Source organism: Pseudarthrobacter sp. IC2-21, from assembly GCF_034048115.1.
In the GTDB taxonomy this organism is placed as follows: Bacteria; Actinomycetota; Actinomycetes; order Actinomycetales; family Micrococcaceae; genus Arthrobacter; species Arthrobacter naphthalenicus.
Window position 1 is genome coordinate 3,925,817 of the sequence record NZ_CP139145.1, and the last position, 26,107, is coordinate 3,951,923.

At 66.0% G+C, this 26,107-nt stretch carries 21 protein-coding genes and 1 tRNA gene; 14 read left to right on the plus strand and 8 right to left on the minus strand.

The window, feature by feature from the left end:
• Nucleotides 1-166 precede the first annotated feature (166 nt).
• The 3 genes from SBP01_RS18190 to SBP01_RS18200 all read left to right on the plus strand — a co-directional run bounded on the left by SBP01_RS18190 (nt 167) and on the right by SBP01_RS18200 (nt 3,366).
• On the plus strand, nt 167-1,570 hold the full coding sequence (locus tag SBP01_RS18190; protein WP_320536803.1) for an MFS transporter: 1,404 nt from the start codon (nt 167-169) through the stop codon (nt 1,568-1,570).
• A gap of 108 nt (nt 1,571-1,678) precedes the next feature.
• Nucleotides 1,679-2,161, plus strand: a complete 483-nt coding sequence (locus SBP01_RS18195) for a cation:proton antiporter regulatory subunit (protein ID WP_275215155.1) — start codon at nt 1,679-1,681, stop codon at nt 2,159-2,161.
• A gap of 5 nt (nt 2,162-2,166) precedes the next feature.
• Complete coding sequence (locus SBP01_RS18200) at nt 2,167-3,366, plus strand: cation:proton antiporter (RefSeq protein ID WP_275215156.1); 1,200 nt, start codon at nt 2,167-2,169, stop codon at nt 3,364-3,366.
• An 88-nt stretch (nt 3,367-3,454) separates the two neighbouring features.
• On the opposite strand, the gene SBP01_RS18205 is transcribed toward SBP01_RS18200, so the two are convergent.
• A complete protein-coding gene (locus SBP01_RS18205; protein WP_320536804.1) occupies nt 3,455-4,423 on the minus strand; it encodes a hypothetical protein in 969 nt (322 codons plus the stop codon).
• A gap of 156 nt (nt 4,424-4,579) precedes the next feature.
• The gene (dcd, locus tag SBP01_RS18210) at nt 4,580-5,155 is read right to left on the minus strand and encodes a dCTP deaminase (RefSeq protein WP_275215158.1); all 576 of its coding nucleotides are present in this window, start codon (nt 5,153-5,155) and stop codon (nt 4,580-4,582) included.
• Between the two features lie 137 nt (nt 5,156-5,292).
• Here dcd and SBP01_RS18215 point away from each other — a divergent pair, with 137 nt between their 5' ends.
• Complete coding sequence (locus tag SBP01_RS18215; protein ID WP_320536805.1) at nt 5,293-7,026, plus strand: CAP domain-containing protein; 1,734 nt, start codon at nt 5,293-5,295, stop codon at nt 7,024-7,026.
• 60 nt (nt 7,027-7,086) lie between these two features.
• Here the strand turns inward: SBP01_RS18215 and SBP01_RS18220 are convergent, their stop codons facing one another.
• Entirely contained in the window at nt 7,087-7,530 is a 444-nt protein-coding gene (locus SBP01_RS18220; RefSeq protein ID WP_320536806.1) for an SRPBCC family protein, read from the minus strand.
• Between the two features lie 251 nt (nt 7,531-7,781).
• On the opposite strand from SBP01_RS18220, the gene SBP01_RS18225 reads away from it, so the two are divergent.
• A tRNA-Gly gene (locus SBP01_RS18225) sits at nt 7,782-7,855 on the plus strand.
• Nucleotides 7,856-7,873: 18 nt separating this feature from the next.
• Here the strand turns inward: SBP01_RS18225 and SBP01_RS18230 are convergent.
• Nucleotides 7,874-8,308 carry a hypothetical protein gene (locus SBP01_RS18230; RefSeq protein ID WP_320536807.1) on the minus strand — a complete coding sequence of 145 codons (435 nt, stop codon included), beginning with the start codon at nt 8,306-8,308 and terminating at the stop codon, nt 7,874-7,876.
• Between the two features lie 143 nt (nt 8,309-8,451).
• On the opposite strand from SBP01_RS18230, the gene SBP01_RS18235 reads away from it, so the two are divergent.
• A complete protein-coding gene (locus SBP01_RS18235; RefSeq protein ID WP_275215161.1) occupies nt 8,452-8,589 on the plus strand; it encodes a hypothetical protein in 138 nt (45 codons plus the stop codon).
• Nucleotides 8,586-9,740, plus strand: a complete 1,155-nt coding sequence (locus SBP01_RS18240) for a N(5)-(carboxyethyl)ornithine synthase (protein ID WP_320536808.1) — start codon at nt 8,586-8,588, stop codon at nt 9,738-9,740. The genes SBP01_RS18235 and SBP01_RS18240 overlap by 4 nt, the downstream gene beginning before the upstream one ends.
• A gap of 12 nt (nt 9,741-9,752) precedes the next feature.
• Here the strand turns inward: SBP01_RS18240 and SBP01_RS18245 are convergent, their stop codons facing one another.
• Nucleotides 9,753-11,129: an MFS transporter gene (locus SBP01_RS18245; RefSeq protein WP_320536809.1), complete on the minus strand. Its 1,377-nt coding sequence runs from the start codon at nt 11,127-11,129 to the stop codon at nt 9,753-9,755.
• A 162-nt stretch (nt 11,130-11,291) separates the two neighbouring features.
• On the opposite strand from SBP01_RS18245, the gene SBP01_RS18250 reads away from it, so the two are divergent.
• Both SBP01_RS18250 and SBP01_RS18255 read left to right on the plus strand, forming a co-directional pair.
• Nucleotides 11,292-12,146 (plus strand): LysR family transcriptional regulator, encoded by an 855-nt coding sequence (locus SBP01_RS18250; RefSeq protein ID WP_320536810.1) that lies wholly within the window; start codon nt 11,292-11,294, stop codon nt 12,144-12,146.
• A 140-nt stretch (nt 12,147-12,286) separates the two neighbouring features.
• Nucleotides 12,287-12,601, plus strand: coding sequence for a hypothetical protein (locus SBP01_RS18255; RefSeq protein ID WP_320536811.1), 315 nt, complete (start codon nt 12,287-12,289; stop codon nt 12,599-12,601).
• Between the two features lie 123 nt (nt 12,602-12,724).
• On the opposite strand, the gene SBP01_RS18260 is transcribed toward SBP01_RS18255, so the two are convergent.
• Both SBP01_RS18260 and SBP01_RS18265 read right to left on the minus strand, forming a co-directional pair.
• Nucleotides 12,725-16,222 (minus strand): proline dehydrogenase family protein, encoded by a 3,498-nt coding sequence (locus SBP01_RS18260; protein WP_320536812.1) that lies wholly within the window; start codon nt 16,220-16,222, stop codon nt 12,725-12,727.
• A gap of 311 nt (nt 16,223-16,533) precedes the next feature.
• Nucleotides 16,534-17,997 (minus strand): amino acid permease, encoded by a 1,464-nt coding sequence (locus SBP01_RS18265; protein WP_275215167.1) that lies wholly within the window; start codon nt 17,995-17,997, stop codon nt 16,534-16,536.
• Nucleotides 17,998-18,163: 166 nt separating this feature from the next.
• Between SBP01_RS18265 and SBP01_RS18270 the strand changes: the two genes are divergently transcribed.
• The 4 genes from SBP01_RS18270 (at nt 18,164) to SBP01_RS18285 (ending at nt 21,859) form a co-directional block, all read left to right on the plus strand.
• A complete protein-coding gene (locus SBP01_RS18270; RefSeq protein ID WP_320536813.1) occupies nt 18,164-19,078 on the plus strand; it encodes a LysR substrate-binding domain-containing protein in 915 nt (304 codons plus the stop codon).
• A gap of 169 nt (nt 19,079-19,247) precedes the next feature.
• Complete coding sequence (gene panD / locus SBP01_RS18275; protein WP_275215169.1) at nt 19,248-19,673, plus strand: aspartate 1-decarboxylase; 426 nt, start codon at nt 19,248-19,250, stop codon at nt 19,671-19,673.
• A 51-nt stretch (nt 19,674-19,724) separates the two neighbouring features.
• Nucleotides 19,725-20,651 (plus strand): AEC family transporter, encoded by a 927-nt coding sequence (locus SBP01_RS18280; protein ID WP_320536814.1) that lies wholly within the window; start codon nt 19,725-19,727, stop codon nt 20,649-20,651.
• A gap of 65 nt (nt 20,652-20,716) precedes the next feature.
• Nucleotides 20,717-21,859: an FAD-dependent oxidoreductase gene (locus SBP01_RS18285; RefSeq protein ID WP_320536815.1), complete on the plus strand. Its 1,143-nt coding sequence runs from the start codon at nt 20,717-20,719 to the stop codon at nt 21,857-21,859.
• Nucleotides 21,860-21,877: 18 nt separating this feature from the next.
• Here the strand turns inward: SBP01_RS18285 and SBP01_RS18290 are convergent, their stop codons facing one another.
• On the minus strand, nt 21,878-24,529 hold the full coding sequence (locus tag SBP01_RS18290) for a trehalase-like domain-containing protein (RefSeq protein WP_320536816.1): 2,652 nt from the start codon (nt 24,527-24,529) through the stop codon (nt 21,878-21,880).
• A gap of 231 nt (nt 24,530-24,760) precedes the next feature.
• Here SBP01_RS18290 and SBP01_RS18295 point away from each other — a divergent pair, with 231 nt between their 5' ends.
• A complete protein-coding gene (locus SBP01_RS18295) occupies nt 24,761-26,083 on the plus strand; it encodes an ABC transporter substrate-binding protein (RefSeq protein WP_320536817.1) in 1,323 nt (440 codons plus the stop codon).
• Nucleotides 26,084-26,107 lie beyond the last annotated feature (24 nt).

The following is a 26,107-nucleotide window of genomic DNA, read 5'->3' on the forward strand; positions in this document are numbered from 1 at the left end:
TAAACAAAAAAAGTTAGGGCAGGCGGTCAATCGTCAGGTTCGGTGGCCACAGTTTATCAAGACGTTCCAGCCGTTTTCCGCGCGAAGACCGCCGGCCGCTCGATTTTGCTGAGTGTCAGGCGTATTATGCCCGCCCTGTTCGCCACGGGCGGATAACATTCAGGCTATGAACACCGCCAGCGCTCCTGAGGCCACCCAGCCGCCATCGGAACTCGCATCCGGACCCCGGGCCACCGGCAAGGGCCGCGTGCTGGCCTGGGCTGCCTGGGACTGGGGGTCGGCGGCGTTCAACGCGGTCATGACCACTTTCGTCTTCACGGTCTATCTCACCTCCAGCGCCTTCGGCGACAAGGACCAGTCCTCTGCCGTGCTGGGAACTGCGCTGGCCATCGCTGGCCTGGCAATCGCTGTCCTCGCTCCGGTGACAGGACAGCGCTCGGACAGCGGCGGGCGCCGCAAGCTGTGGCTGGGGGTCAACTCGGCCGCCGTCGCCGTTCTGACAGGGCTGTGTTTCTTCGTTGTCCCGGGCCCGGAATTCCTGCTGCTGGGGGTCTCCCTCATTGCCCTGGCGAATGTTTTCTTTGAGTTTGCGGGCGTCAACTACAACGCCATGCTCACCCAGGTGTCCACCCCCACGAACATCGGCAAGGTCAGCGGGTTCGGCTGGGGAATGGGTTATCTTGGCGGCATTGTGGCGCTGTTGGTGGTGCTGCAACTCTTTGTGCAGCCGAGCTTCGACTGGTTTGGCGCCTCCACGGAAGCCAGCCTGAACATCCGGCTTGTGGCGGTGTTCTCGGCGCTGTGGTTCTTCATCTTCGCCCTCCCGGTCCTGTTCGTCGTTCCGGAACTGCCCCGGCCGGCGCGGGCCAAACAGCTGGGCTTCCTGGCCTCTTACGGCCTGCTGGTCCGCCGGATCAAGGCGATCTACGCCACGAGCCCCCATACGATCTATTTCCTCCTCGCCAGCGCAGTCTTCCGCGACGGGCTCGCAGCAGTCTTCACGTTCGGCGGGATCATTGCGGCCGGCACCTTCGGCTTCGAGCTGCCCCAGGTCATTTTCTTTGCCATCTTCGGGAATGTGGTGGCAGCGGTTGGTGCCGTCATCGGCGGGTTCCTGGATGACCGGGTGGGCCCGAAAGCCGTCATCATGGGCTCCCTCATCGGACTGCTGATCGCCGGTGCCATGATCCTGGTCCTCGGCAACGGCAACTACGTGTTCTTCGGAACGGCCTGGGCCGGCGCCACGACGTTCTGGGTCTTCGGGTTGTTCCTCTGCCTCTTCGTAGGCCCGGCACAGTCATCCTCCAGGGCCTACCTGGCCCGGCTTGCACCCACCGGGGAGACCGGCGAGCTGTTCGGCCTGTATGCAACCACGGGCCGGGCCGTCAGTTTCCTGGCCCCCGCATTGTTCACGCTCTGCATCACTGTGGCCACTCCCCTGGTGGCGCCCGGCGAGGCCCAGCGCTGGGGAATCCTGGGCATCATGGTGGTCCTGCTCGCCGGCCTGCTGGTCCTGCTGCCGGTGAAACCGCCCAGCAAGGCACCCATTGCCCAGGTACCTTCCTCCTAGCCGGCCCGTCATCCCGGTAACGCGCCACACCGCGCCGGTGTTTGGAGCTGGCTTTCCCGAGCGGCGGACCGGCACCCGAAACCGGTGTGCGGCGACTAGTCTGGACGTATGAACGTGGACGAAACGGACCTCCCCGGCCTGGGCCGGCGGAAGGATTTCATGACGGCATCCGGACGCCGCATCGGCGTCGTGGAGCTGCGGGAAGGCCAGACGGAACTTATCGTTTCCACCTGGGACGATCCCGACACCTGCCAGGCTTCTATTCCCCTGACCGGGGACGAGGCAGCCACCCTGGGCAACCTCCTGGGCGGGCAGCACCTGGCCATGAAGCTGGCCGAGGAACACCGGGATGTGCCCGGCATTGTGACCCGGCAGTTCTCCATTGCCCCGGATTCCCCGTTCCAGAACCAGCCCATGGGCAAGGCCTGCATCCGCACCCGCTGCGGCGTCTCGATCGTGGCGATCATGCGTGAAGGCGAGGTGCTCCCCTCGCCGGGACCCGACGTCGTCCTTCATTCCGGCGATTTGCTGGTGGCCGTGGGAACCCAAGAAGGCCTCGACTCGGCGGCCGATATTCTCCGCAACGGCTGAGCCTGATGGACCCGCTGGCCCTGACCCTCATTGAACTGGGGGCCGTTGTGTTCTGCCTTGGCCTGTTGGCCAGGCTGGCCGGACGGATCGGAATGTCACCAATCCCCCTCTATCTTGTGGGTGGGCTCGCCTTCGGGGCAGGCGGGGTGGTCAAGCTCGATGGTATGCACGAATTCGCACATCTTTCCGGCGAAATCGGGGTCATCCTGCTGTTGCTTATGCTCGGATTGGAATATACGGCTGCCGAGCTTTTCACCGGTCTGCGCAGGTCGTGGCAGGCCGGTGTTCTTGACCTGGTCCTGAATTTCGTACCGGGCGCGGGGTTGGCGTTCCTGCTCGGCTGGGGGCCGGTGGGCGCCATGGTGATGGGCGGCGTGACCTATATATCCTCCTCCGGAATCGCCGCGAAGGTGATCACCGACCTCGGCCGCCTCGGCAACCGGGAGACGCCGGTGGTGCTGTCCATCCTGGTCTTCGAGGACCTGGCCATGGCCGTGTACCTGCCTATTCTGACGGCCACCCTGGCGGGGGTGAGCTTCCTGGGCGGCCTGACCACGGTGGGCATCTCCCTGGCAGTGGTCACGCTGGTCCTGATGGTGGCCCTGCGCCATGGCCACCACGTGTCCAAGGCGGTGCACAGCGAAAACTCCGAAGTCTTCCTGCTCAACCTGCTCGGGGCTGCCCTCCTGGTGGCCGGCGTCGCATCGGCGATGCAGGTCTCCGCCGCGGTGGGCGCGTTTATGCTGGGCATTGCCATCTCCGGCGCCACAGCCCACAGCGCCACCCGGATCCTCGAACCGCTCCGGGACCTGTTTGCCGCCATTTTCTTTGTGGCGTTCGGCCTCAACACCGATCCCTCCACCATTCCCCCGGTCCTCGGCTGGGCGCTGGTGCTGGCCGTCATCACCGCCCTCACCAAGATGATCACGGGGATCTGGGCGGCCAAGCGGGCGGGCGTCGGCCGTCCGGGCCGGTTCCGGGCAGGCGCCGCACTGATCGCCCGTGGCGAATTCTCCATCGTGATCGCCGGCCTGGCCGTCGCCTCGGGTGTGGTTCCCCGCGACCTCGCCGCCCTGGCCACGGCCTACGTCCTCCTGATGGCCATCATTGGCCCCCTCGCCGCCCGTTACGTTGAGCCGGTGGTCAAGGCCCTGGGCCGAGCAGCCGGGGAGCCGGGCGGCCGGCCCGCGCACAGCACCCCTTAGCCTCCCCCGCCGCGCCCCTCGCCCCGCGCCCACTCCAGCTCGCCCTCCTTCAGCTGGCCCACCTTCATCGAGAGGAGACGTCTCGGCGCTAAGCCGCCCGCTTAGCGCGGAGATCTCGCCTCTCGACGCCCCAACCAGCCCGGACCAGCGCGTCCAGCACCCGGTGCGCGCATCCGTCGAAGCCCCAGGTGCGCACGTGGCCGGCGGTCACTGTCACCGACTGCCAGCCAACGGCGGCAATGGATTCGTCCCGGCGGATGTCCGATTCGCGCTGCCGGGCCTCGAGGTGGTGCCGGCCGTCGTAGTTGACGGCCACCTTGAACTCGGGGAAAGCCAGGTCCGGCCAGGCAAGCTCCCCTCCGGTCGGGTCAAGGACCACGTGGCTCAGGGTGGGCTCAGGCAGGCCCAGCCGCCCCATCGCCAGCCGCAGCCGCGTCTCCGGCGCTGAGTCAGCACCAACCCGGCAAAGCTCCAGCGCCTGCCTGGCTTTTCGGATACCCCGGACGCCCTGGGTGGTCATGACCTGCTCCCGGAGGTCATCCAGGGAACAGAACGCCGTCCTGACGGGCCCGAAGCTCCTGGCCTGGCTGCAGATGAAGTGGTCCCCTGCCGCCACCAGGCCTTCAAGGCCGAGGACGGAGGCCAGGTCCAGCCACGTCCGGGCAGGCGAGGTGACCGGAACGCCGTCGAGCATTGCTACATCCCCGGCGCGCAGGGACAGCCGGTGACCGGCAACCCCTTTTCGTTCCGGCCGCGCTTCCCCACGGGCTTTGGCCAAGTGGATGATCAGGTCGTTTTGCACGACTAGAGGCAACGGGCAGCCCCACAGCAGCCCGGCCGTCCCGAGGCAGCAGACCGCGCCGGGAGTCAGCGCCACCAACAACGAGCAGGTGTGGTGCAACGGCTGCGCTGCATCCCAGGGAACGCGCATGCCCCGGCTGGGCACATAAAGGTCGCTCCGCCAGGCACGCCCGGCAGGGACGCCGGCATCCATCTGCTGGGCCAGCGTGAATGAGCGTCCAGAGAGGTGGTCCGGGAGGGCTGAAGGTTGCCGCATGACCCCATTGTTGGCACAGCACCTGGCAGCCACGTGGGTTATCCACAATGTGGAGGAACAGTTCCTGCCGAGCCCTGCGTTCGAGAGGCGGGCTCTCGCCGCTAAGAGGCGTTCTTAGCGGCGAGACGTCGCCACTCGACGAAGGACCGGGCCCGCCTAGATCTCGGTGCGGTGGAAGTTCAGGTGGCTGCGGCTGGCGGTCGGGCCGCGCTGGCCCTGGTAGCGGTTGCCGTACTCGCCCGAACCGTAGGGGTGTTCGGCCGCGGATGTCAGCCGGAAGAAGCACAGCTGACCGATCTTCATTCCCGGCCACAGTTTGATGGGCAGGGTGGCCATGTTGGATAGCTCCAGGGTGACGTGTCCGGAGAATCCGGGATCGATGAAGCCGGCCGTGGAGTGCGTCAGGAGGCCCAGCCTGCCGAGGGAGGACTTGCCTTCGAGGCGGGCTGCGATGTCGTCCGGCAGCGTGACCGTCTCGTAGGTGGAGCCGAGCACGAACTCGCCGGGGTGCAGGATGAACGGCTCGCCGCGGTCCACCTCCACCAGCCGGGTCAGCTCCGGCTGTTCCTCCGCAGGGTCGATGTGGGCGTACTTGTGGTTGTCGAAAAGACGGAAAAACCGGTCGATCCGCACGTCCACCGAGGAGGGTTGGACCATGACGGGATCGAAGGGTTCGAGGACGATCCGTTGGGAGTCCAGTTCAGCGCGAATGTCGCGGTCAGAGATCAGCACGCCTCCCAAATTACTATGCGTTGTCCACAGCGCCCATTCTTTCGTTGTTGCTGTTGCCTAGTGAGGCTAATGTTGCCTCAGGATGTCAGCCACCGGAGGTCTCCCGGCTGGTACAACTGAACTGATCTGGGGTTGGTTTGAAAAACTTTGCGGCGCCCGCCGTTGTGGCTATGTTGTGCGCCCTCGCGTTGGTCTCTCCGGCGGCCGGGCTGCACTCTGTCCCGGGGGAACACGACTCCTCGGCGGGGGCTGCCGGTGCGGTGGGACCGCGCGCGGTCACGCTGGGTCCTCAAGGCATGGTGGACGACGACGGCGGCGCACCGCGTGAGGATACCGGCACCGGATCGCTGCTCGCCCCAGCCGTGGACCCGGTGATCGCACCGGCGGCGCCGGCCGGGGTACAGAACACGGTGCCCGCGGCGCCCCAGCCGGCAACCGCGCCGGCAACTGCGACGGCACCGGCGGCCGCCCCGGCTAAAGCCTCCGCGGCCGAAGTTCCTTCGGTGCCGCCGCTGTGGGCCCCCGACGAGGAACTGGCGCAGAACAAAACTGCAGCGCCCACCCCGCAGACCTTCGCAGCGGAACCCCCGGCCGCGGGGAAGCTTGCCACGGAAGCGTTGGTCCCGGACAACAACGCAGCGGCCATCCTGACTGTCTTCAACAAGATCAATGAGTACCGGTTGGCCAACGGCCTGGCCGCGGTCAAGTACCACCCCACGGTGGCCGGGTTGTCCCAGGACTGGTCAGACAACATCGCCTCCCGCGAAGTGATTGAACACCGAGCCAGTTTTTGGACGGACGCCCGCGCCATGAGCCCGACCAGCGCCGGTGAGGTCATCGCCATCCGCACGGACCGCGATGCCGCCCAGCTGGTGGAATGGTGGAAAGGATCACCCGGCCACAACGCCATGCTCCTGGACCCGCGCTTCAACGTCATGGGCGCCGGGATTTCCTACACGAACAGCCTTTACACCATCTGGGGTGTGGTGAACTTCTTCGGCTACGCCACCCTCCCGGCCGGCACCCTCACCTCGCCCGGCGGCAGCCCCAGCGGCGGGAACGCTTTCCCGCCTGCCGCGCCCACCATGTGCGACGCCTCCGTCAAGCACATGCCGCCCACACTGAACCTGAAGACGGCATCCATCACCAGCGCCGCGGACCTTGTCACCGTGAATGCCGGCGGTGAGCTGGTCAACCGCCCCTCCACAGGGAACAGGACGTACGGGCCGGCCAAGGTCATCAATTCCTTCTTCAGCAACGTCAAGGAAGTCTTCGTCACCGACTGGGACCGCAACGGCACCTTTGACATCCTGGCCCAGTGGAACGACGGCCGGCTGACGCTTCATCCCGGCTTCGCCGGCGGTGGCTTCGGGGCCGCGGTCACCCTAGGCCAATCCGGCTGGGCAGGCATGACCCTTGCCGTGGGCGGTTGGTGCGCCAATAACCGGCTCCCGCAACTCGTGGCCCTGGACACCTCGGGCAACCTTTGGCTCTACCCGAACATCGGTGCGGCGGACATGTCCTCCCGCACCCTGATGACAGGCGGGGTATCGGCCACCCGCCTTGCCATGGTGGATTATGACGCTGACGGCTTCCAGGACATTCTGGCCCGAAAGTCCGACGGCGCGGTGCAGCTTTACCGCGGAGCCGGCACCCCGGCGCCCCGCGCCGAAGCCAGGGCCACCGTGGCCACCGGCTGGGGGGATGTCACCGGCATCCGGCCGCTGCGGGACGTCACGGGCTTGAACTCCACGGGGGTGGCACTGCGCCGGGCCAACGATGTGGTGCAGTACTGGGACCTGACCGGCGGACGCCTTGCCTCGCCGTCGAACATCACCGGAAGCTGGGCGGGGCAGCGGCTGGCGCAGTAGCGGCGGCCAGCGCAGGCAGGAACGGACAAACGCAGCGGCCGGCGCAGCAGCGCCGGAAAGCTAGGCGGCCGACGCGACAGCCAACACGTCCTTGAGCCGCTCCAGCTGAACAACTTCAGCCTTCATGGCGCGCTGGATGCCGGTGTTCATCAGCCCCAAGAGTCCTTTGGGCTGGCATTCGAGCGCGAACCGGACGCGCGTTCCGGCGGGTTCGGTGCTGAAGTAATACCCGCCGGAGGGTCGGTTGTGCCCGGCGATGACCTGATACCGGATTTCGGCCCCGGGCCGGGCCTCGGTGATTTCAAAGTCTGCCGGCACCGGCCAGCCGGACCGGCCCAGCACTGTCTGCCGGTACACGGAGCCCTTGGAACCGGCAACTCCGGATGAGACGCTGATGCTGCGGATGCCGGTGCGCCACTTGGGCAGGTTCATCCCGTCGATCAGGAAGGTGTACACGTCCAAGGCGTCACGCGGGACGAGTACCTCGTGTTCTGCGAATGCCATGGGATCCTTCGGTTAGCGTCAAGGCGGCGGCGATAGCCCGCCCCACCCCCATGGCACTGCAGCTAACGGGTTCACAGTAGCGACTGGTTTTGCTCCGGACCTAGCCACGGGCAGGGACGTTATTGAAGAGTTACTGGATTACGCCGGGCAAACCGGGCCCGGGGCGGACACGCCCCTTCAGGGTGGGCGTGTTGTCGGGACAGGCCCGCATCTGCGCTAAGCTAAGTTCTGCCCCACGCACAGGGGGCCACGCGGCTGTAGCTCAATGGTAGAGCGCTAGCTTCCCAAGCTTGATACGCGGGTTCGATTCCCGTCAGCCGCTCCACTGCGTATATCCCTGCCCTTACCGGGCGTTCCGCGCCTTCCTAACCCCGCGTTCCACGGCCTTCTTCAACGCCGCCAGCCGCGCCGCCTCCTGCTTCCGGAAAGCACCCTCCTTGGCCGCGGCAAACAGTCCGCCGAACCCCTTCGGAACATACTGTGCCGTCACGGTCAGCCGCGTGCTGTCCGCTACCGGGTACACCACGCAGGAACAGGTGATGGTTTCCGTGCGGCTCTCGAGTGTTTCGGACCAGGAGCGGTCCTGCACCAGGTCCCGGAGATGCAGGGAAACCGCCTCCTGCCCGGGAACGGCGGCGCGGGCTTCCTGGTCGGTGCAGAAGGCGTAGACGTCCTGCCGTCCACAGGGGATGAGGACGGTGCTTTCGATCGTGATGGATCCCATGATGCTGTTCCCGTACTTCCGTGAGCCCGCCGGGCGCAGTGCCCAGAGCGACATTTTCACACCGGACGCGCCGAGGCACAATCACCGCCGCACCCCGGCCCTTCCGATATACCGGACCACCCTGCGCCAGGCCCGTTAGGTCCGCCCCTGTATGGTCAGAAGTCAGGAACCTCTTCGGTTCCGCTACAGGAGCAATCATGGCTGACAAGTCCCCGCGTCAAGCAGCATCCAAAAAGGCCGGCAAGTCCATCAAGGAAAAGCGCGCTGACAAGCGGGCCGCCGCAGCGCCTTCCAGCTCCCTGGACGTCACGTCCAAGTCCACCAAAAAGAAGTGAACGGCCAACAGAGCCGGCTCACCCTCGGCGTCCTGGCCTCGACCCGGAAACCGGACGAACGCCGCCTCCCCATCCACCCGCTGCATTTCGAACGCATCGCCCCCGAGCTGCGCCGGCACATCATCCTGGAGCAGGGCTACGGCGAACGCTTCGGCCTCTCCGATCACCATCTCTCGTCCCTGGTCGGCAAAATGGCCACCAGGGAGGCGCTGCTGGCCGAGGCCGACGTCGTACTCCTGCCCAAACCGCAGCCGGAAGACCTTGCGGAGCTGCGCGATGGCCAGGCCCTTTGGGGCTGGCCGCACTGCGTCCAGGACCGCGCCATTACCCAGCTGGCCATCGACAAAAAGCTCACCCTCATTGCCTTCGAAGCCATGAACCACTGGGCGAGCGACGGCGGTTTTGGGCTGCACGTGTTCCACAAGAACAATGAGCTGGCCGGGTACTGCTCGGTGCTGCACGCTCTCTCGCTGACGGGCTCAACCGGTGATTACGGACGCCGCCTCAATGCCGTGGTGATCGGTTTCGGTGCCACTGCCCGCGGCGCCGTGACCGCGCTGAATGCACACGGCATCCACGACGTCCAGGTGCTGACCAACCGCGGAGTCGCCGCCGTGGGCGCCCCGATCCATTCGGTCAACATCGTTCAGTTTGATCACGACGACGAGGCCCCCTTCCTGAGTCAGGTCATCTCCGACCGGGGCCGGGTTCCGCTGGCGCCGTTCCTGGCCGAAAGCGACATTGTGGTCAACTGCACCCTGCAGGATCCGAACAACCCGCTGACGTACCTCCGGACGGAGGACCTTGCGGCGTTCAGCCCGGGCAGCCTGATCGTGGACGTCTCGTGCGACGAGGGCATGGGCTTCAGTTGGGCACGTTCCACCACCTTCGCCGAGCCGATGTTCACGATGGCTGACCACATCAATTACTACGCCGTGGACCACAGCCCGTCCTACCTCTGGAATTCCGCCACCTGGGAGATCAGCCAGGCGCTCATGCCGTTCTTGGAAACGGTCATTGACGGCCCGGAAGCCTGGGACTCGAACGAAACGATCAGGCGAGCCATCGAAATCCGCGACGGTGTGGTGCTCAACAAGGACGTGCTGGAGTTCCAGCAGCGGCAGGCCGAATACCCGCACCTGCCGGCCTAAGCAGCTGCCGGCTTAGGCCGCCGCCGCGCCCACGATCCTCACCGGGTGGCGGCGGTCCTTGAGGTTCACCCGGAGCTTCAGGGCACCTTTCCTGGCCAGAACGACGCCGACCGTCAGGGCAGCGAGCACCGGCACCCCGCCTGCCACCAGCAGTGCCGCGTGCGGGTCAACGTGCTCGGCAATCCAGCCCAGCATCGGCCCGCCGATGGCCTGGCCGCCGATCAGCACCATGATGTACAAGCTCATGACGCGTCCCCGGATGGCCACGTTCGAGCTGATCTGGACCAGCTGGTTGGACCCGGTGAGGAACATCAGGCACCAGAATCCGGACAGGACCATCACGGCGCCGAACCAGAGCATGGACGGAGCCAGGGCCGCCAGGCAAAGCATGAGGCCATACATTCCGGCGCAGAACACCACGGACCGGAGCCTTAGCCGCCGGCGGCGGGTGGAGGCAACGGCCCCGGCGAGCGCGCCGAGGGCCACCAGTGCGTTGAGGAGGCCATAGCCGCCGGCACCGACGTCGAACACGTGGTCCGCGAAGGCCGCGAGCATGACCGGCAGGCTCATGGCAAACACCGCGATGAAGCCGGCCATCAGCCATGGCCAGTAAATGGTCGGCTTGCTGAGCGCGTACCGCAGCCCTTCGCGCAGCATGCCCTTCTTCTTCGGCGCCGGACGGCTGAGGAACAGTTGGTCCTTCCGCAGGAGCAGCAGCATGGTCACGGTGGAGCAGCACGCCACGGCATTGGCAGCAAAGGCCCAGCCGGCACCGACGGCGGTCAGCAGGACACCGGCGAGGGCCGGCCCGATCAGGCCGCCCAGCTGGAAGGTGGTGGAGTTGACGCTGATCGCGTTGCGCAGGTATTTCGGACCCACCAGCTCATTGACAAAGACCTGCCGCGCGGGCTGGTCAAGTACCGTGACCAGTCCCACCATCAGGGCGACGGAGTAGACATGCCACACCTGGATGGCGCCGGTCAGGGACAGCACGGCAAGGGTGGCCGCGAGGATGGCCGCCAGGCTTTGGCACAGCATGAGGATCCTGCGCTTGGCGAACCGGTCGGCCACCATCCCGCCCCACGGCCCCAGCAGGAGGGAGGGCATAAACTGCAGCGCCACGGTGATGCCCACGGCGGTCACGGAGCCGGAGAGCTCCAGCACCAGCCAGTCCTGCGCGATGCGCTGCATCCAGAGGGCCACCACGGCGACAAAATGGCCGATCGCGAAGATGCGGAAGTTGGGGACCTTAAGCGAGATGAAGGTGTGGCGCCACGGGAGGTGTTCGTTGACCACCCCAAGAGGCTGGGTCCGGGGCGAAGCGGCGGCGGCCGCGGTATCAATGACGGGCTGGCTGACGGTTGCCGATGTGGGCGGTGGGGGAGCCACGGATGTGTCCTCAGGGGAAGCGGGCGGGTGGGGATGCTCCCACGCTAAGCTGGAACCCGATGATTATGTAGACCTATCCTGGCTATAACTAGCATCACGAAACGTAATAGGGCCCGAGCCGGACCTGCGAAAACAGGCAACGGCGCCCAGAGGAGTCCGCCAGTGTTTGAGCCCGCACAACTTCGGTCGTTCCTTGCCGTGGCCGAGACCTTGAGCTTCACCAAGGCCGCCGAACGGCTTGGCCTGGCCCAACCAACGGTCAGCCAGCACGTCCGCAAGCTGGAAACCGCCGCCAAGCGCATCCTCATCAGCCGCGACACCCGGGACGTCCGGCTGACCGATAACGGTGACGCCATGGCCGGATTCGCCCGCAACATCCTCTCGGCCCATGATGCTGCCGCCCGCTACTTCTCCGGCTCGGCCATGCGCGGCCGGCTCCGCTTCGGCACGGCCGACGACCTCGCCATCACCGGACTCCCCCGGATCCTGCGCGAATTCCGGCAGGTCTACCCCCAGATCAACCTCGAGCTCACCGTGGGCCAGAGCGACCAGTTGTACAAAAAGCTCAACGCCGGCCAACTCGACCTCGTGTTTGTGAAGTGGGTGGCCGGCGCGAAAGACGGGACCGTTGTCCAGCACGACACCTTCTCCTGGGTGGGGCTGGAGCAGACGTCCCTCAAGCCGGCGGACACGGTGCCGCTGATCGCCTACCCCTCCCCCAGCCTCAGCCGGAAACTGGCCATCGACGCGCTCGAAGCCCATGGCCGCACGTGGCGTATCACGTGCACCACCCGGCAGATCAGCGGGGTCCTGGCGGCCCTGAGGGCCGGGATCGGCGTTGCCGTGATGCCAACCTCGCTGGTTCCCGAGGATTTGAAGATCATCACCCGCACCTTCGACCTGCCGCCGGTGGGTGACGTCGATTTCACCCTGATCCGCAACCCGCTGGCCAATACCGAGGTGATCGATGCCCTCACCCAGGCCATCGTGGGACGGACTCTCAAGAAGGCCATTTAGTCGCACGCGTAACACAAAACCATTGAAGAAAAAGCCAGCCTCCTCTATGCTTGATTACCCATGGGGTCAAGCAAAGGCCGGGTTCAACACTACGAGCGCGCCCCGCAGCCCATGGGCGGCCGTGCTCTGGAAGGCAGCCAATGACGACAGCCGAGAACACCCATTTCCACACCACGTACGCGCCCCGACATAACACCGCACGCCCGCTGGCCCCGCATCATCCCAGCTACAGCGCCGGCATCACCCACGCCGCCGAGTACGTCGGCAAGCCAACCTGCGACAAGTGCGGCACGGACGAATTTATCTACCTGGAATCGTATGTCCCTCCGGTTTACCGGCGTGACGGGGCGGTCAGGACACTGGGCGAAGTCGCTTACACCTGCACCCGTTGCGAAGATTTCTCCGCCCACAACGTTCCGACGTCGTGGACTCCCCCGGGCTGGTATCTGGGCTAACTCGCAATGGTCTCCGGCCGCCGCCTCCAGCGGGGCCCTCCTAACAAACAGAAAGTCCCGACGGCCACCCTTGGTGGCCGTCGGGACTTTCCCGTATGCGGCTGCCCTGCGGCGCGCCGGCTCCTAGATCAACGCATCCGAGAGGTGATTCGGCGTGCCGAACCGGTGCGCGGTGATGCTGATGGCCTGTTCGTGCAGGAACGGCAGCAGCTCAACACGGCCGGCCTCGGTGACCGGGTGTGCGTAGACCGCCACGTCCGGGCGCCCGTCGACAGCTTCCGCGAGCGCGGTGGCATCCCCGCCGATCAGCCGGATGCGCGCACCGGACAGCTTGCCCGCTTTGGCGAGGCGCGCCGCTGAAGCCAGCCATCCGGCGTCGGACTCCACTGTCACCTCGATGTCCAGGCCGGTGAGGACGGCCCGGAACTGGACGGGAAGTTCGACGGCGGTGGATACGGTGAGTGCCGAACCAGCCTGGACACCGGCGGCGACGGTCCGGGCCAGATGCGCCAGCGGAGCACCGTCAGAAAGGCGGATGCTGACCGGGAGGGCCCGGTACCGGAAGATGTTCCGTTCGGCGCTGAGGCCGGAGACGTCCTTGGCGGTGCCGAACTCGTCGGCCCAGGCCTGGGCGTCGGATGCGAGGGAGCGCTGCAGGAACCTCAGTTCCCCCGGCTGCAGGGCGCCCGAAACGGCGTTCAGGACACGCTTCACGGCCGCATTCGCGACGTTGACCGTGGCTGCGCTTTCCTTGCTGGTCCAGTCACCCAGCCCCGCCAGGTAGTTGGGGCCGCCGGCCTTCGTGCCGGCACCAACTGCCGACTTCTTCCAGCCGCCGAACGGCTGGCGCTGCACAATGGCCCCGGTGATGCCGCGGTTGACGTACAGGTTGCCGGCCTGGATGGAGTCCAGCCAGACGGCCAGCTCATCCGGGTTCAGCGAGTGCAGGCCGGCGGTGAGGCCGTACTCGATCTGGTTCTGGATGGCGATGGCCTCTTCCAGGGTTTCGGCAGTCATGACGCCCAGGACCGGTCCGAAGAACTCGGTGAGGTGGAAATAGGACCCGCGGCGGACGCCATGGCGCACGCCCGGGCTCCAAAGCCGGCCGGTCCCGTCCAGCTTCTTCGGTTCCACGGCCCAGCTTTCGCCTTCGCCGAGGGTGGTGAGGGCATTGAGGAGTTTGCCGCTGGCAGGCTCGATGATCGGGCCCATCTGGCTGGTGGGATCCTGCGGGTAGCCCACTTTCAGGGAGGTGACGGCGTCGATCAGCTGGTTGTGGAAGCGCTTGGACTTGGCGACCGAGCCCACCAGGATCACCAGTGACGCGGCGGAGCACTTCTGACCGGCGTGGCCGAACGCGGAGTAGGCCACGTCCTTGGCTGCCAGGTCCAGGTCCGCACTGGGTGTGACGATGATGGCGTTTTTGCCGCTGGTTTCGGCCAGGAGCGGGAGATCCTTGCGAAAGGACCGGAACAGCTCGGCCGTCTCATAGCCGCCGGTCAGGATCACGCGATCCACGGACGGGTGGGAGATCAGCTGCTGGCCGAGCTCCCGTTCGCCCAGCTGCACCATGGTCAGCACGTCCCTCGGAACGCCGGCCTCCCACAGCGCTTCGATCATCACCGCGCCGCTGCGGCGGGCCTGCTTCGCGGGTTTAATCACGACGGCGGAGCCCGCGGCGAGTGCCGCGAGGGTGGACCCTGCGGGAATGGCGACCGGGAAGTTCCAGGGCGGCGTCACTACGGTGAGTTTGGCCGGGACAAAGGTGGCGCCGTCGACCTTTTCCAGCTTGCGCGCCGACTCCGCATAGTAGTGCGCGAAGTCAATGGCCTCGCTGACCTCGGGATCGCCCTGGTCCAGGGTCTTGCCGGTTTCGCTGGCCATGACTTCAAGCAGGTCCGCCCGGCGGGCCTCGAGGACGTCGCCGGCGCGGTGCAGGATTTCGGCGCGCTCGTCACCGGACAGGGCGCCCCAGGCCTTGCCCTTCTCGATGGCCGCCGCAATGACGGAGTTCAGGGTGGCTTCATCACGGATGGTGGCTTTTTCCACCGCAGCGTTGCCCAGTGTGGAGGTCGGGACGCGGTCCAGGATGGCGCGGCCCCAGTCCCGGTTGGCGGGCAGGGAGGGGTCCGTGTCCGGAGTGTTGTGGAACGAATCATGCGGCAGGGGCTGCGGCGGGAGGCTGCGGTTCTGCTGCCGGTTGGGCGGGGGCACCTCGTCGTCGAGCTTGTCCAGGGAGGCGAGGAAGCGCTGCTTTTCCCGCTCGAACAAAACTTCGTTGTCACTGAGTTCGAACACCGCGGACATGAAGTTGTCCTGGCTGGCACCCTCTTCGAGGCGGCGGATCAGGTAGGCGATCGCGACGTCGAACTCGGCCGGGTGCACCACCGGGGTGTAGAGCAGGAGGGAGCCGACGTCCTTCTTGACGGCTTCAGCCTGGCCCTGCGCCATGCCCAGCAGCATCTCGAACTCGATACCCTGCGGTGCGGTATCTGTGATGCCGCGCTGCTTGGCGAGCAGCCAGGCAAAGGCGATGTCAAAGAGGTTGTGGCCGGCCACGCCGATGCGGACGTTGTTGATGCGGTCCCGGTGGAGCGCGTAGTTGATGACGCGCTTGTAGTTGGTGTCCGAGTCCTGCTTGGTGTGCCAGGTGGCCAGCGGCCAGTCGTGGAGGGAGGCTTCCACCTGTTCCATCGGCAGGTTGGCGCCCTTGACCACACGGACCTTGATGGCGGCACCGCCGTTGGCACGGCGTTCGGCGGCCCAATCCTGCAGCCGGATCATGGCGGCGAGCGCGTCCGGGAGGTAGGCCTGAAGGACGATGCCCGCTTCGAGGTTCTTGAACTCGGGCCTGTCCAGGATCCTGGTGAAGACGGCGATGGTCATGTCCAGGTCCTTGTATTCCTCCATGTCCAGGTTGATGAACTTGGCTTTCTGGCTGGCGCCGCTGCCGGCGAAGGAGGCGGCGCGCTGGAACAGCGGCGTCAGCTTCTCCACGACATGCTCAACGGCCTCATCGAACGCCCAGGCGGAGTGCGGGGCCACAGTGGAGGAGACTTTGATGGACACGTAATCCACGTCCGGGCGGGCCAGCAGTGCGTGGGTGCCTTCGAGCCGGCGGGAGGCTTCGTGTTCGCCCAGGACGGCCTCGCCCAGCAGGTTGACGTTGAGCTTGATGCCGTCCTTGCGGATCTTGGCGATGGCCGGGCCGAGCTTGGCGTCGGTGGCGTCCACGATCAGGTGGCCCACCATTTCACGGAGGACCCTGCGGGCGATCGGGATGACCACCTGCGGCAGGACCGGGGCCATGGTCCCGCCGAACTGCACTGCGCGGCGCATGTACCAAGGCAGGAACGCCGGGACCTTGGGGGCGAGGGCGGCCAGGTTCCGGGCGGCGACGTGCAGGTCCTCGGGGCGCACCACGCCGTCGACGAAGCCCACCGTGAATTCCAGCCCGTTCGGATCCTTCAACACGCCAGCGAGCTGCTGGGCTGACGCATCCACGGGCACCTTGGACGCTTCGGTCAGCCAGCGCCGGACCAGGGTGATGGTGTCCGCGGCGAGGGCACGGGCCTGCGGGACGTCCGTGTGCCCGGAGGTTTCCGTTGCAGTGTGAGTCATGATCGCTCGTTCTTTCCTTGATCTGAAGGGGTCTTATTCATCAGTATGAGCTTCAAATCACTTAAGATAAAGCGACCTTTCCTAAGCAATACAGGTTAGAAATCCCAACCCTTCCATGCCCCGACGCTCTCTCACTTAATGCGGTTTTTAGGGCAACGCTCTCTCACTTAACGCAGAAAACCGGAAACGCTCTCTCACTTTCCTGAAGAAAGTGAGAGAGCGTCCGGCGAAAACCGACATTAACTGAGAGAGCGTCCAGGGGGTGGGGCGGAGGGGTTGGTGAGTGGCTTGGGGTGGGTGATGCCGGCGGGTCAGGGCAGGTGGCGGTGCATTTCCACGGCTTCCTCGTGGCGCGGGCTGTTGGGGTTCATTAGCGAGTTTTTCCGGCCGTAGAAGAAGTAGATGGCCAGTCCCACGATCAGCCACACGACGAACCGCAGCCAGGTCTCCCAGTGCAGCTGGGTCATGAGGAACGCCGAGGCGAGCATGCCGAACAACGGAACCACCGGCATGAACGGCAGGCGGAACGTTCGCGGGGCGTCGGGCTTCTTGTAGCGGAAGATGATCACCGAGAGGCAGACGACGACGAACGCGGCCAGGATGCCGATGTTCGTCAGGTCGGCCACGGCCTTGATCGGGAAAACGCCGGCCAGCAGCGCCGAAGCCACGCCCGCGATCCAGGTGACACGCTGCGGGGTGCCGTGGCGGTCGGTCTTGGAGAACCAGCCGGGGAGCAGGCCGTCGCGGCTCATGGAGAACCAGACACGGGTCACGCCGAGGAGGAAGGTCAGCATCACGGTGAGGATGGACAGGACCGCGAACACCGAGATGATGGTGGCAATGACCGGCAGGCCCACGCTGGTGAAGGCCGAGGCGAAGCCGGCTTTCGGATCGATGTCCTTGTAGTTCTGCATGCCGGTCAGGACCAGGGTGGCTGCCACATAGAGCAGCATGGCGATGATCAGGGACAGGATGATGGCCTTGGGCATGTGCTTCTTGCCGTCCGTGGCCTCTTCCGCGGCGGTGCTCATGGCGTCGTAGCCGAACACGGCAAAGAAGACGGTTGCGGAGCCGGCGAGGACCGGGCCGAACCCGCTGGGCATGAACGGGTTGTAGTTGTTGGTGTCGATATAGAAGACGCCAAGGCCGATGATGAACAGGATCAGGACGACCTTGATGGCCACCGCCACCAGCTCGAACCTGCCAAATGCCTTGGTGCCCCTGGACAGGATCCACGTCACCAGGAGGCAGACTGCGATAGCCGGGATGTTGACGATTCCGCCCTTGCCCTCGTCCGGCGTCGAGGTCATCCACACCGGCATATGGATGCCTATGCCGGACAGGAAGGCGTCAAAGTACCCCGAAATGCCGATGGCCACCACGGCAACGATGGCAATGTATTCGAGGAGCAGGTCCCAGCCAATGAACCAGCCGATCACTTCACCCAGGGCAACGTAACCGTAGGTGTAGGCGGAGCCCGCACGCGGGATCATGCCTGCAAACTCCGCGTAGGAAAGGGCAGCCGCGGCGGACGCCAGGCCGGCCACCAGGAAGGAAATCAACACCGCGGGCCCCACACCCGGCGTATCCTTGCTGCCTGCGGCCACCAGCCCGGCGAGGGAAAAGATGCCGACGCCGATGATGCCGCCGACGCCGATGGCGGTCAACTGCCAAAGCCCGAGGGATTTGAACAGTCCGCTGTGCTTGTTTTCTTCTTCGATGTCATCGATAGGCTTGCGCCGCATGATCGACTGACTTATGTCTTTTGTGCTCATCAGGAACTCCTGCATGGGGGTGCGGCCCCAGCACGGCACCCTTGCGACTAGCTGCGGCGGGCTGTGATGGGGGTAACTCAGGTACAACAGTATGCAAGCACTCTTTGCGTTAGATAAAGTGAATCTTTCTAACCAATATCCATTAGATTCGTCAAGGAATGTGGCCATGCTCGATGTCCGGCGCCTCAGGCTGCTCCGTGAACTGAAGATCCGGGGAACCCTGGCAGAGGTCGCGGAGGCACTGCAGTACAGCCCGTCGTCAGTCTCGCAGCAGCTGGCCCTGCTCGAAAAGGAAGTCGGAGTGGAACTGCTCCGGAAAACCGGACGCCGCGTCCAGCTGACACCGCAGGCCGAAGTCCTGGTGGCGCACACCGCCCAGCTGCTCGAGACGCTGGAACAGGCCGAAGCGGACCTGGCGGCCTCGCTGACCACCGTCACGGGAACGGTGCGGATCGCCGTTTTCCAGTCCGCGGCGCTGGCGCTGATGCCGGGCACCCTGACCCGGATGACGGCGGAGTACCCCGAGGTGCGGATCGAGATGACCCAGCGGGAGCCGGAAACCGCCCTGCACGAGACCTGGGCACGCGACTTCGACCTGGTGATTGCCGAGCAGTATCCGGGCCACGCCGCGCCCAGGTACCCGGAACTGGACCGGGTCAAACTGACCACCGATGCCATCCGGCTCGCCGTTCCGCCGGCGTCCGACGGCGGGGCCGCCATCCGGTCGATCGAGGACACCGCGGACCTGCCGTGGGTCATGGAACCCCGCGGCGCCGCATCACGTCACTGGGCGGAGCAGGCATGCAGAAGTGCCGGGTTCGAGCCCGACGTCCGCTTCGAAACCGCCGATCTGCAGGCGCAGATCCGGCTGATCGAGTCGGGGAATGCCGTCGCCCTGATGCCGGACCTCGTCTGGACCGGCCGCGGCACCACCGCCCGGCTGCTGGAACTGCCCGGCGACCCGCACCGCACCATTTTCACCTCGGTGCGGCGCTCCAGCGCCCAGCGGCCCGCCATCCTTGCCGCCCGCCAGACGCTCGCCGCCACGGCCGCGTCAGTCAGCGGACCGCCGGAGCGGTGACCGACAGCGGCGCGGTACCGCCGGAGCGGTGACCGACGACGGCGCGGTGCCGGACCGCGGCGCCCGGCAGCCGCCGTCGTACTTCCCTTTTTTCTGCGTCCCGTGTGCGCGCGCCGCTGTTTGGTGCGTCACAGCGCGATGCGGGGGCCGGCGATAGACTGGACTCCTTATGAATCGCACAATGTTCAAGTCCAAAATCCACCGGGCCACCGTCACGCATGCTGACCTCCACTACGTAGGTTCGGTCACCGTTGACCTGGACCTCCTTGAGGCCGCCGATATCCTCCCGGGCGAGCTCGTGGCCATTGTGGACGTTACGAACGGTGCGCGCCTGGAGACTTACACGATTGCCGGCGAGCGCGGCTCAGGCGTGATCGGCATCAACGGGGCGGCGGCGCACCTGATGCACGAGAACGACATCGTCATCCTGATCACGTATGCCCAGATGACCTCGGAAGAGGCTGCGGCGTACGACCCCAAGGTTGTCCACGTGGACCAGGACAACAGGATCGTCCAGATCGGCAACGACCCCGCCGAGGGTCACACCCCGGGCCTGATGCGCCCGCCGCATGCCCTGAATAACGCCGTCCTGTAGCCGGAGCGTGAGTTCCGGCCCACCCCGCCCCCGCACCCTGGGAGGCTGCCGGTGGTAGGGGTGCTGCAGGGCTTTTTTGTGGTGTGGTTCATCATCCTGGTGGGCTGGTTTGTTGGCCGGCAACGGATCCTTGGCGAGAACGCCCGCCAGGTCCTGAGCGCCCTGACCTTCTTCGTGGCCAGCCCGGCCCTCCTGTTCGAGACCCTGAGCAAGGCCGAGCTGCGGGAAGTCTTCGCCGAGCCGCTGCTGGTGACCGCGGTGGCGGCCCTCTGCAGCGCCCTGGTGTTCTTCGGGATCGTGAAGTTCGTCCTGAAGCGTGCCCTGCCGGAGGCGCTGATGTCCTCCATGGCGGCGTCCCTGGCGAACTCGGCGAACCTGGGCATCCCCATTGCCGTCTATGTCCTGGGCGACGCCAGTTACGTGGCGCCGCTGCTGATCTTTCAGCTGGCTTTCTTCACCCCGCTGTTCCTGATGATCCTGGATGCCAGCACCAGCAGCCACCGCACCACGGTTGGGGGTTTTATCCTCATGATCCTGCGGAACCCCATGATTGTGGGGTCGGCGCTGGGGCTGTTGGTGGCCGGGATGAACTGGCAGGTGCCGGCCCTGGTCATGGAGCCCATCCACCTGATCGGCGGTGCGGCCATCCCTGCCATGCTGATTGCTTTCGGCATGAGCCTCCACGGCAGCCGGCCCCTGCAGGCCGCGGCCGAACGACGGCTGGACACCATCCTGGCCAGTGCCTTTAAGCTGGTGGTGCAACCGGCCATGGCCTACCTTTTTGCCCGCTTTGCGCTGGGGCTGGACGGGCACCCCCTGTTCGCGGTGGTGGTGGTTTCTTCCCTTCCCACGGCGCAGAACGTTTTTGTTGCCGCCAGCCGCTACTCCACGGGCCTCACGGTGGCCAAGGACACGGTCCTGATCACCACGGTGGTGGCCGTGCCGGCCATGATTGGCGTAGCCCTGCTGCTGAACTGACCCGCTGCTGTACCGAACCTGAACCACTCTGACCCACCCTGAACCGACCGGACCCAAGGAGCCAGATGGGAACAATACTGGACACCGTTGTGATTGGCGGCGGAGCGATGGGCTCCGCCGCCGCCTGGGCGTTGGCCCGCCGCGGCCGGCAGGTCACGTTGCTGGAACAGTTCGGACCGGGGCACCACAACGGGGCGTCACACGGCAGCACCCGGAACCTGAACCCGGGCTACCACCGGCCGGAGTACGTGGCCATGCTCGCCGAAGCATTGGCCCTTTGGGATGAACTGGAGCAGGACAGCGGCGAGCGGCTGCTCACCCGGACGGGGATCGTCAACCATGGTCCTGATCCGCGGCTCCCGCTGGTGCAGGCGGCACTGACCGAGGCAGGCATCCGGGCCGAGTCGCTCCGCCCCGACGAGGCCGCCGAGCGGTGGCGCGGCATCCGCTTTGACCAGCAGGTGCTCTACATGCCCGACGGCGGCCAGCTGAACCCTGAGGCGGCGCTCCCCGCCTTCCAGCGGCTCGCCGCGGCCCGCGGCGCCGAGATCCGGCATCACACCAGGGTAGTGGAGCTGGAAATCATGGTCGACGGCGTCCGGCTCACCGTGGAGGCCGGCGGGACAGGCGGGACCACCGAGGTGGTCACCGCCGGGCAGGCAGTGGTGACCGCCGGCGCCTGGACCGCGAAACTGCTGGCCAGGGCGGCGGGCAGCGGCACGGTGCGCCTCCCCCGGCTCACCGTGACCCAGGAACAGCCGGCGCATTTCCGTGTTGCCGACGAACAGGCTGTGTGGCCCGGCTTCAACCACACTCCCGGGTCCGGGCCGGACTACAGGAACTGGTATTCACCGGTGTACGGGATGCAGACGCCGGGCGAGGGCATCAAGGCCGGCTGGCACGGTGTGGGCCCGGTGGTGGATCCGGACAGGCGGTCCTTCCTCCCGGAACCCGTCCAGCTCGCGGCGCTGCAGGACTATGCCCGGACGTGGCTGCCCGGCGTCGACGCTGATTCCCTTGAGGCCATCAGCTGCACATACACCACCACCCCGGACGAGGACTTCATCCTGGACCGGATCGGCCCCCTCGTGATCGGCGCGGGCTTTTCCGGGCACGGCTTCAAGTTCACCCCGGTGGTGGGGCGGATCCTCGCGGACCTGGCCACGGGCACCCGCCCCGCACCGCAGATCTTCTCCGCGTCGCGCTGACCGCCAGCGCCGTGCAGGCTACCCTGCAGGCGACGGCACCTTCACCTCGGGCCTGTGCTGGTCCAGAAGCCGGGCGCAGCGAATGAAGCCCAGGTGCGAGTACGCCTGAGGGTGGTTGCCGAGGTGCGTCTCCGTGCCGGGATCGTACTCCTCGGGCAGCAGCCCCGTGGGGCCGAACAGGTTCACCAGCTGATCAAAGAGGTCCCAGGCCTCCTCGATCCTGCCCACCGCAACGTACGCCTCAATCAGCCAGGTGGTGCAGATGTGGAAGCCTCCCTCCAAACCCGGCAGACCGTCGTCGTACCTGTACCGGAAGACGGTGGGACCCACCCGCAGTTCACGTTCCACGGCCGTCACCGTGTCCAGGAACCGCTGATCGCGGACGTCCAGCAGGCCGGAGAGCCCGATGTGCAGGACGGCCGCATCCAGGTCGGGGCTGTCGTAGGCAACGGTGTAGGAGCGTGCGGAGTCGTCCCAGCCCTCGTGCAGCACCTCGTCGCGGATGGCCTGTGCCGTGGGTTGCCACGCGGGTTCCGGCGTCCTGCCGAACCGGGCGGCTGTCCGGAGCGCCCGGTCCAGCGTCACCCAGCACATCACTTTGCTGTACACGTGGTGGCGCGGCGGCCGCCGGGCCTCCCAGATGCCGTGGTCCGGCTCATGCCACCGGGCCAGCACGGCGGCGGCCATCTTCACCATCAGCTGCCAGTCCTTTTCGGCCAGCGTGCCGTTCCGCTCGCTCAGCGCGGCAATGAGTTCGGCCACGGGTCCGAAGACGTCCAGCTGAACCTGATGGTCGGCGGCATTCCCGATCCGGACCGGACGGGAACCGGCGTACCCGGGCAGTGTTTCGATGATGGCTTCGGTGGACAGCTGCGCGCCCGTGACCGAATACAGCGGGTGCAGCCATTCCGGGCCCGGCGCGTGTTCGAGGATCCGCCCCAGCCACTTCAGGAACCCGGCTGCCTCGGCCGTGGAGCCCAGGTCCACCAGCGCGTGCACCGTCATGGAACCGTCCCGAAGCCAGCAGTACCGGTAGTCCCAGTTCCTTGTCCCGCCAATACCCTCCGGGAGGGAGGTGGTGGGGGCCGCCAGCACGGCGCCGGTTGGCTCATGAACCAGGGCACGCAGCACCAGTGCCGAACGGCGGACCAGTGACGGTTTGACGGACGGCAGATCCAGGTCCTGGACCCAGCGGCGGGAGCGCAGGGCCACGCCGGACCGCCGGTCCACCTCACCGCCGGGATCTGCGGCACGGGGTTCCGTGTCACCGCAGCGCAGGTTCAGGACCACCGGGCCGTCCTGCAGGTTCACGGTGGCTGTCGCCGTTGCGTGCCGGCCGTCGGAGGTGATCACGAAGCTGACGCCCGGCGCGGAAAGGACAATCGGATCGGCCGTGCCCGTGATGTGCAGTTCGTCGTCGCGGGCCTCCATGCTGAAGGGCACGTTGGCGTAGTCCGGCCGGGGCGCGAAGACAATCCTCGCCGCGCCGGTGCCGGAAAGCACCCGGACCAGGCTGGTGATGCCCTCGGGTGCCGGTTCCAGGTAGTCCGTGACGGTCACGTCCGCCCAGCGCGTCTCCACAATCATGGTGCTGTCTACGTACCTCTGCCCGAGCACCTGCGACTTCTTCACCGGTTCCACGGAGAAGTGCCCGGCCGCGTCTCCGCCGAGGATGTGGGCAAAAAGCGAGCCTGAATCGGGCAGCGGGTGGCTCATCCAGCAGACTTTGGCATCCGGGGTGAGCAGGGCGGTGGAGGAGCCGTTGCCGATCAGGGTGTGCCGCTCCAGTCCCACCGCGTCTTCGCCGAACAGCCAGGCGCGCCTGAGCTCAAACAGGATGGCAAGGACCCGGGCAAACGATTCCGGGTTACGGAGCCGGTGTTCGGCCCGGGTATCGCCCGGGCCGACATGCAGCCCCAGGTCGGGGCCCCGGAGTGTGGCGATGGCAAGCTCATCGCTGTAGGCGTCGCCGGCGTAAAGGGCAGCGCTGGCGCCAAGCCGGGACCGGAGGTTTTCCAGTGCGTCCGCCTTGGACGGCTCCACCACCGAAAGGTCCAGCACGGACCCGTCCACGATGAAGAACAGCCCGTGGGCCCGCGCGATCGCCCTGGACGTCTCCGTCACCGACTCCACCACGTCCGGCGCTGCCGGCCGGGTGTGCACGGAGACCGCAACGGGCTTGCGCTCGATCCAGACACCTTCCTGGAAGCCCACAGCCTCGGAGAGGGCGGTGCTGACTTTCTGGAGGATGACCTCGGTGGCCAGCGGCTGGACGTGCGCGAACTGCATGTCTGCTTCGGCCCCGTGGGAGCCCACCAGATGGACTTCGGCGGGGAGGCGGGAGACGGCGGCGAGATCACGCAGCGAACGTCCGGAGATGACCGCGGCGTGGGTGTTGGGCAGGGCGGCGAGGGCGCGGAGTGCGATTGCGGCGTTGCCCAGGGGCAGGGTTTCGGTGGAGATCCCTTCGGCGTCGCACAAGGTGCCGCCGTAGTTGCAGGCAACGAGCAGCCCGGGGACACGGGCCAGGACTTTGAGTTCCGCCAGCAGAACGGGGGTGAGGCCTTCGTCTGCGGCATCTGACTGGACGAATGCGCGCAGCAGGCCCAGTGGCAGTGATTTGGTCAGGAGCGCGGTATCCGCCACGCTCTGGTTGAACGGAGTAGGCATTTGCTTAACCTTCCAGCGGAAACGGCCTGTACTGCAGCCGCTCCCCTCATTCTCCGCCGCCGTGGTTTCCCGGAAAAGTCCCGATGGTTGCATGTGTGTAAATCCGCCAACCGGTACTCCCCAGACTTTCGACAATGTTCGCCTTTGCCTCTTGACGTTCTTTATTGTGCGTTTATGATAGATATCACTGTGAAATGCTTCACACCCCCGCACTGTTTCAAAGGAGAAATCATGACCATGCACGAGGACGCATTGCGCCGGGCTTCCAGTCAGGGCGGGTGGGACAGGCGGACGCTGCTGAAGACGTTCGGCGCCGGGGCCTTCGCCATCGCCAGCGCTCCACTGCTGGCGGCGTGCACCGGTGGCAGTGGACCGGCAGGCGGCAGCACCGGCAGTAAGACAGTCTCCTTCGGCTCGGGTTCGTCGGATGAAGTCCCCAAGGCCGCCTACAAGGCCGTCACCGATGCGTTCACGAAGAAATCCGGCATTACGGTCAACACCAACGTGGTCCCCCACAACGACTTCCAGAACAAGATCAACACCTACCTGCAGGGCAGCCCGGACGACACCTTCACCTGGTTCGCCGGTTATCGCATGCAGTACTACGCGGGCAAGGGCCTCCTCGCCCCGATCGATGATGTGTGGGAGAAAATCGGCGGCAACTACTCCGACGCCATGAAGAAGGCGTCCACCGGCGCCGACGGCAAGATGTACTTCGTCCCGAACTACAACTATCCCTGGGGCTTCTTCTACCGGAAGAGCCTCTGGACAGAGAAGGGCTATGAGGTTCCCACCACCTTCGATGCGCTGACGGCCCTGGCCAAGAAGATGCAGGCAGACGGACTGATCCCGATCGAATTTGCCGACAAGGACGGCTGGCCGGCGATGGGCACCTTTGACTACCTGAACATGCGCCTCAACGGCTACCAGTTCCACATGGACCTCACGGCACACAAGGAATCCTGGGACCAGAAGAAGGTCAGCGATGTCTTCGACACCTGGAAAGCGCTCCTGCCCTTCCAGAACCCCAACGCGCTCGGCATGACCTGGCAGGACTCCGCCAAGAACCTCGGCGACAAGAAGTCCGGGATGTACCTGCTCGGGTCCTTCCTCACCCAGCAGTACACGGACAAGGCCGTGGCCGACGACATCGATTTCTTCCCGTTCCCCGAACTGGCAGTGGAGGGCCGGGACGCCGTCGAAGCACCCATCGACGGTCTGCTGCTGTCCAAGAAGGGCGGCGAGAACCAGTCCGCCAGGGACTTCCTGGCGTACCTCGGCACCCCCGAGGGGCAGGACGTGTATGCCTCCGTGGACAGTTCAAACATTGCCACCGCCAAGGGCGCCGATACGTCCAAGTTCACGCCGCTGACCAAAAAGATGGCCGACGTCATCACCAACGCCAAGAGCATCAGCCAGTTCTTTGACCGGGACGCCCTGCCTGCCATGGCCAACAACGTCATGATCCCGGCCCTGCAGTCGTTCATCAAGGACGGCAACGTTGACGTCAAGAACCTGGAAGCCCAGGCCAAGTCGCTGTACGCCGCCCAATAGAGGCGTCCAGGCCACCACGATCCG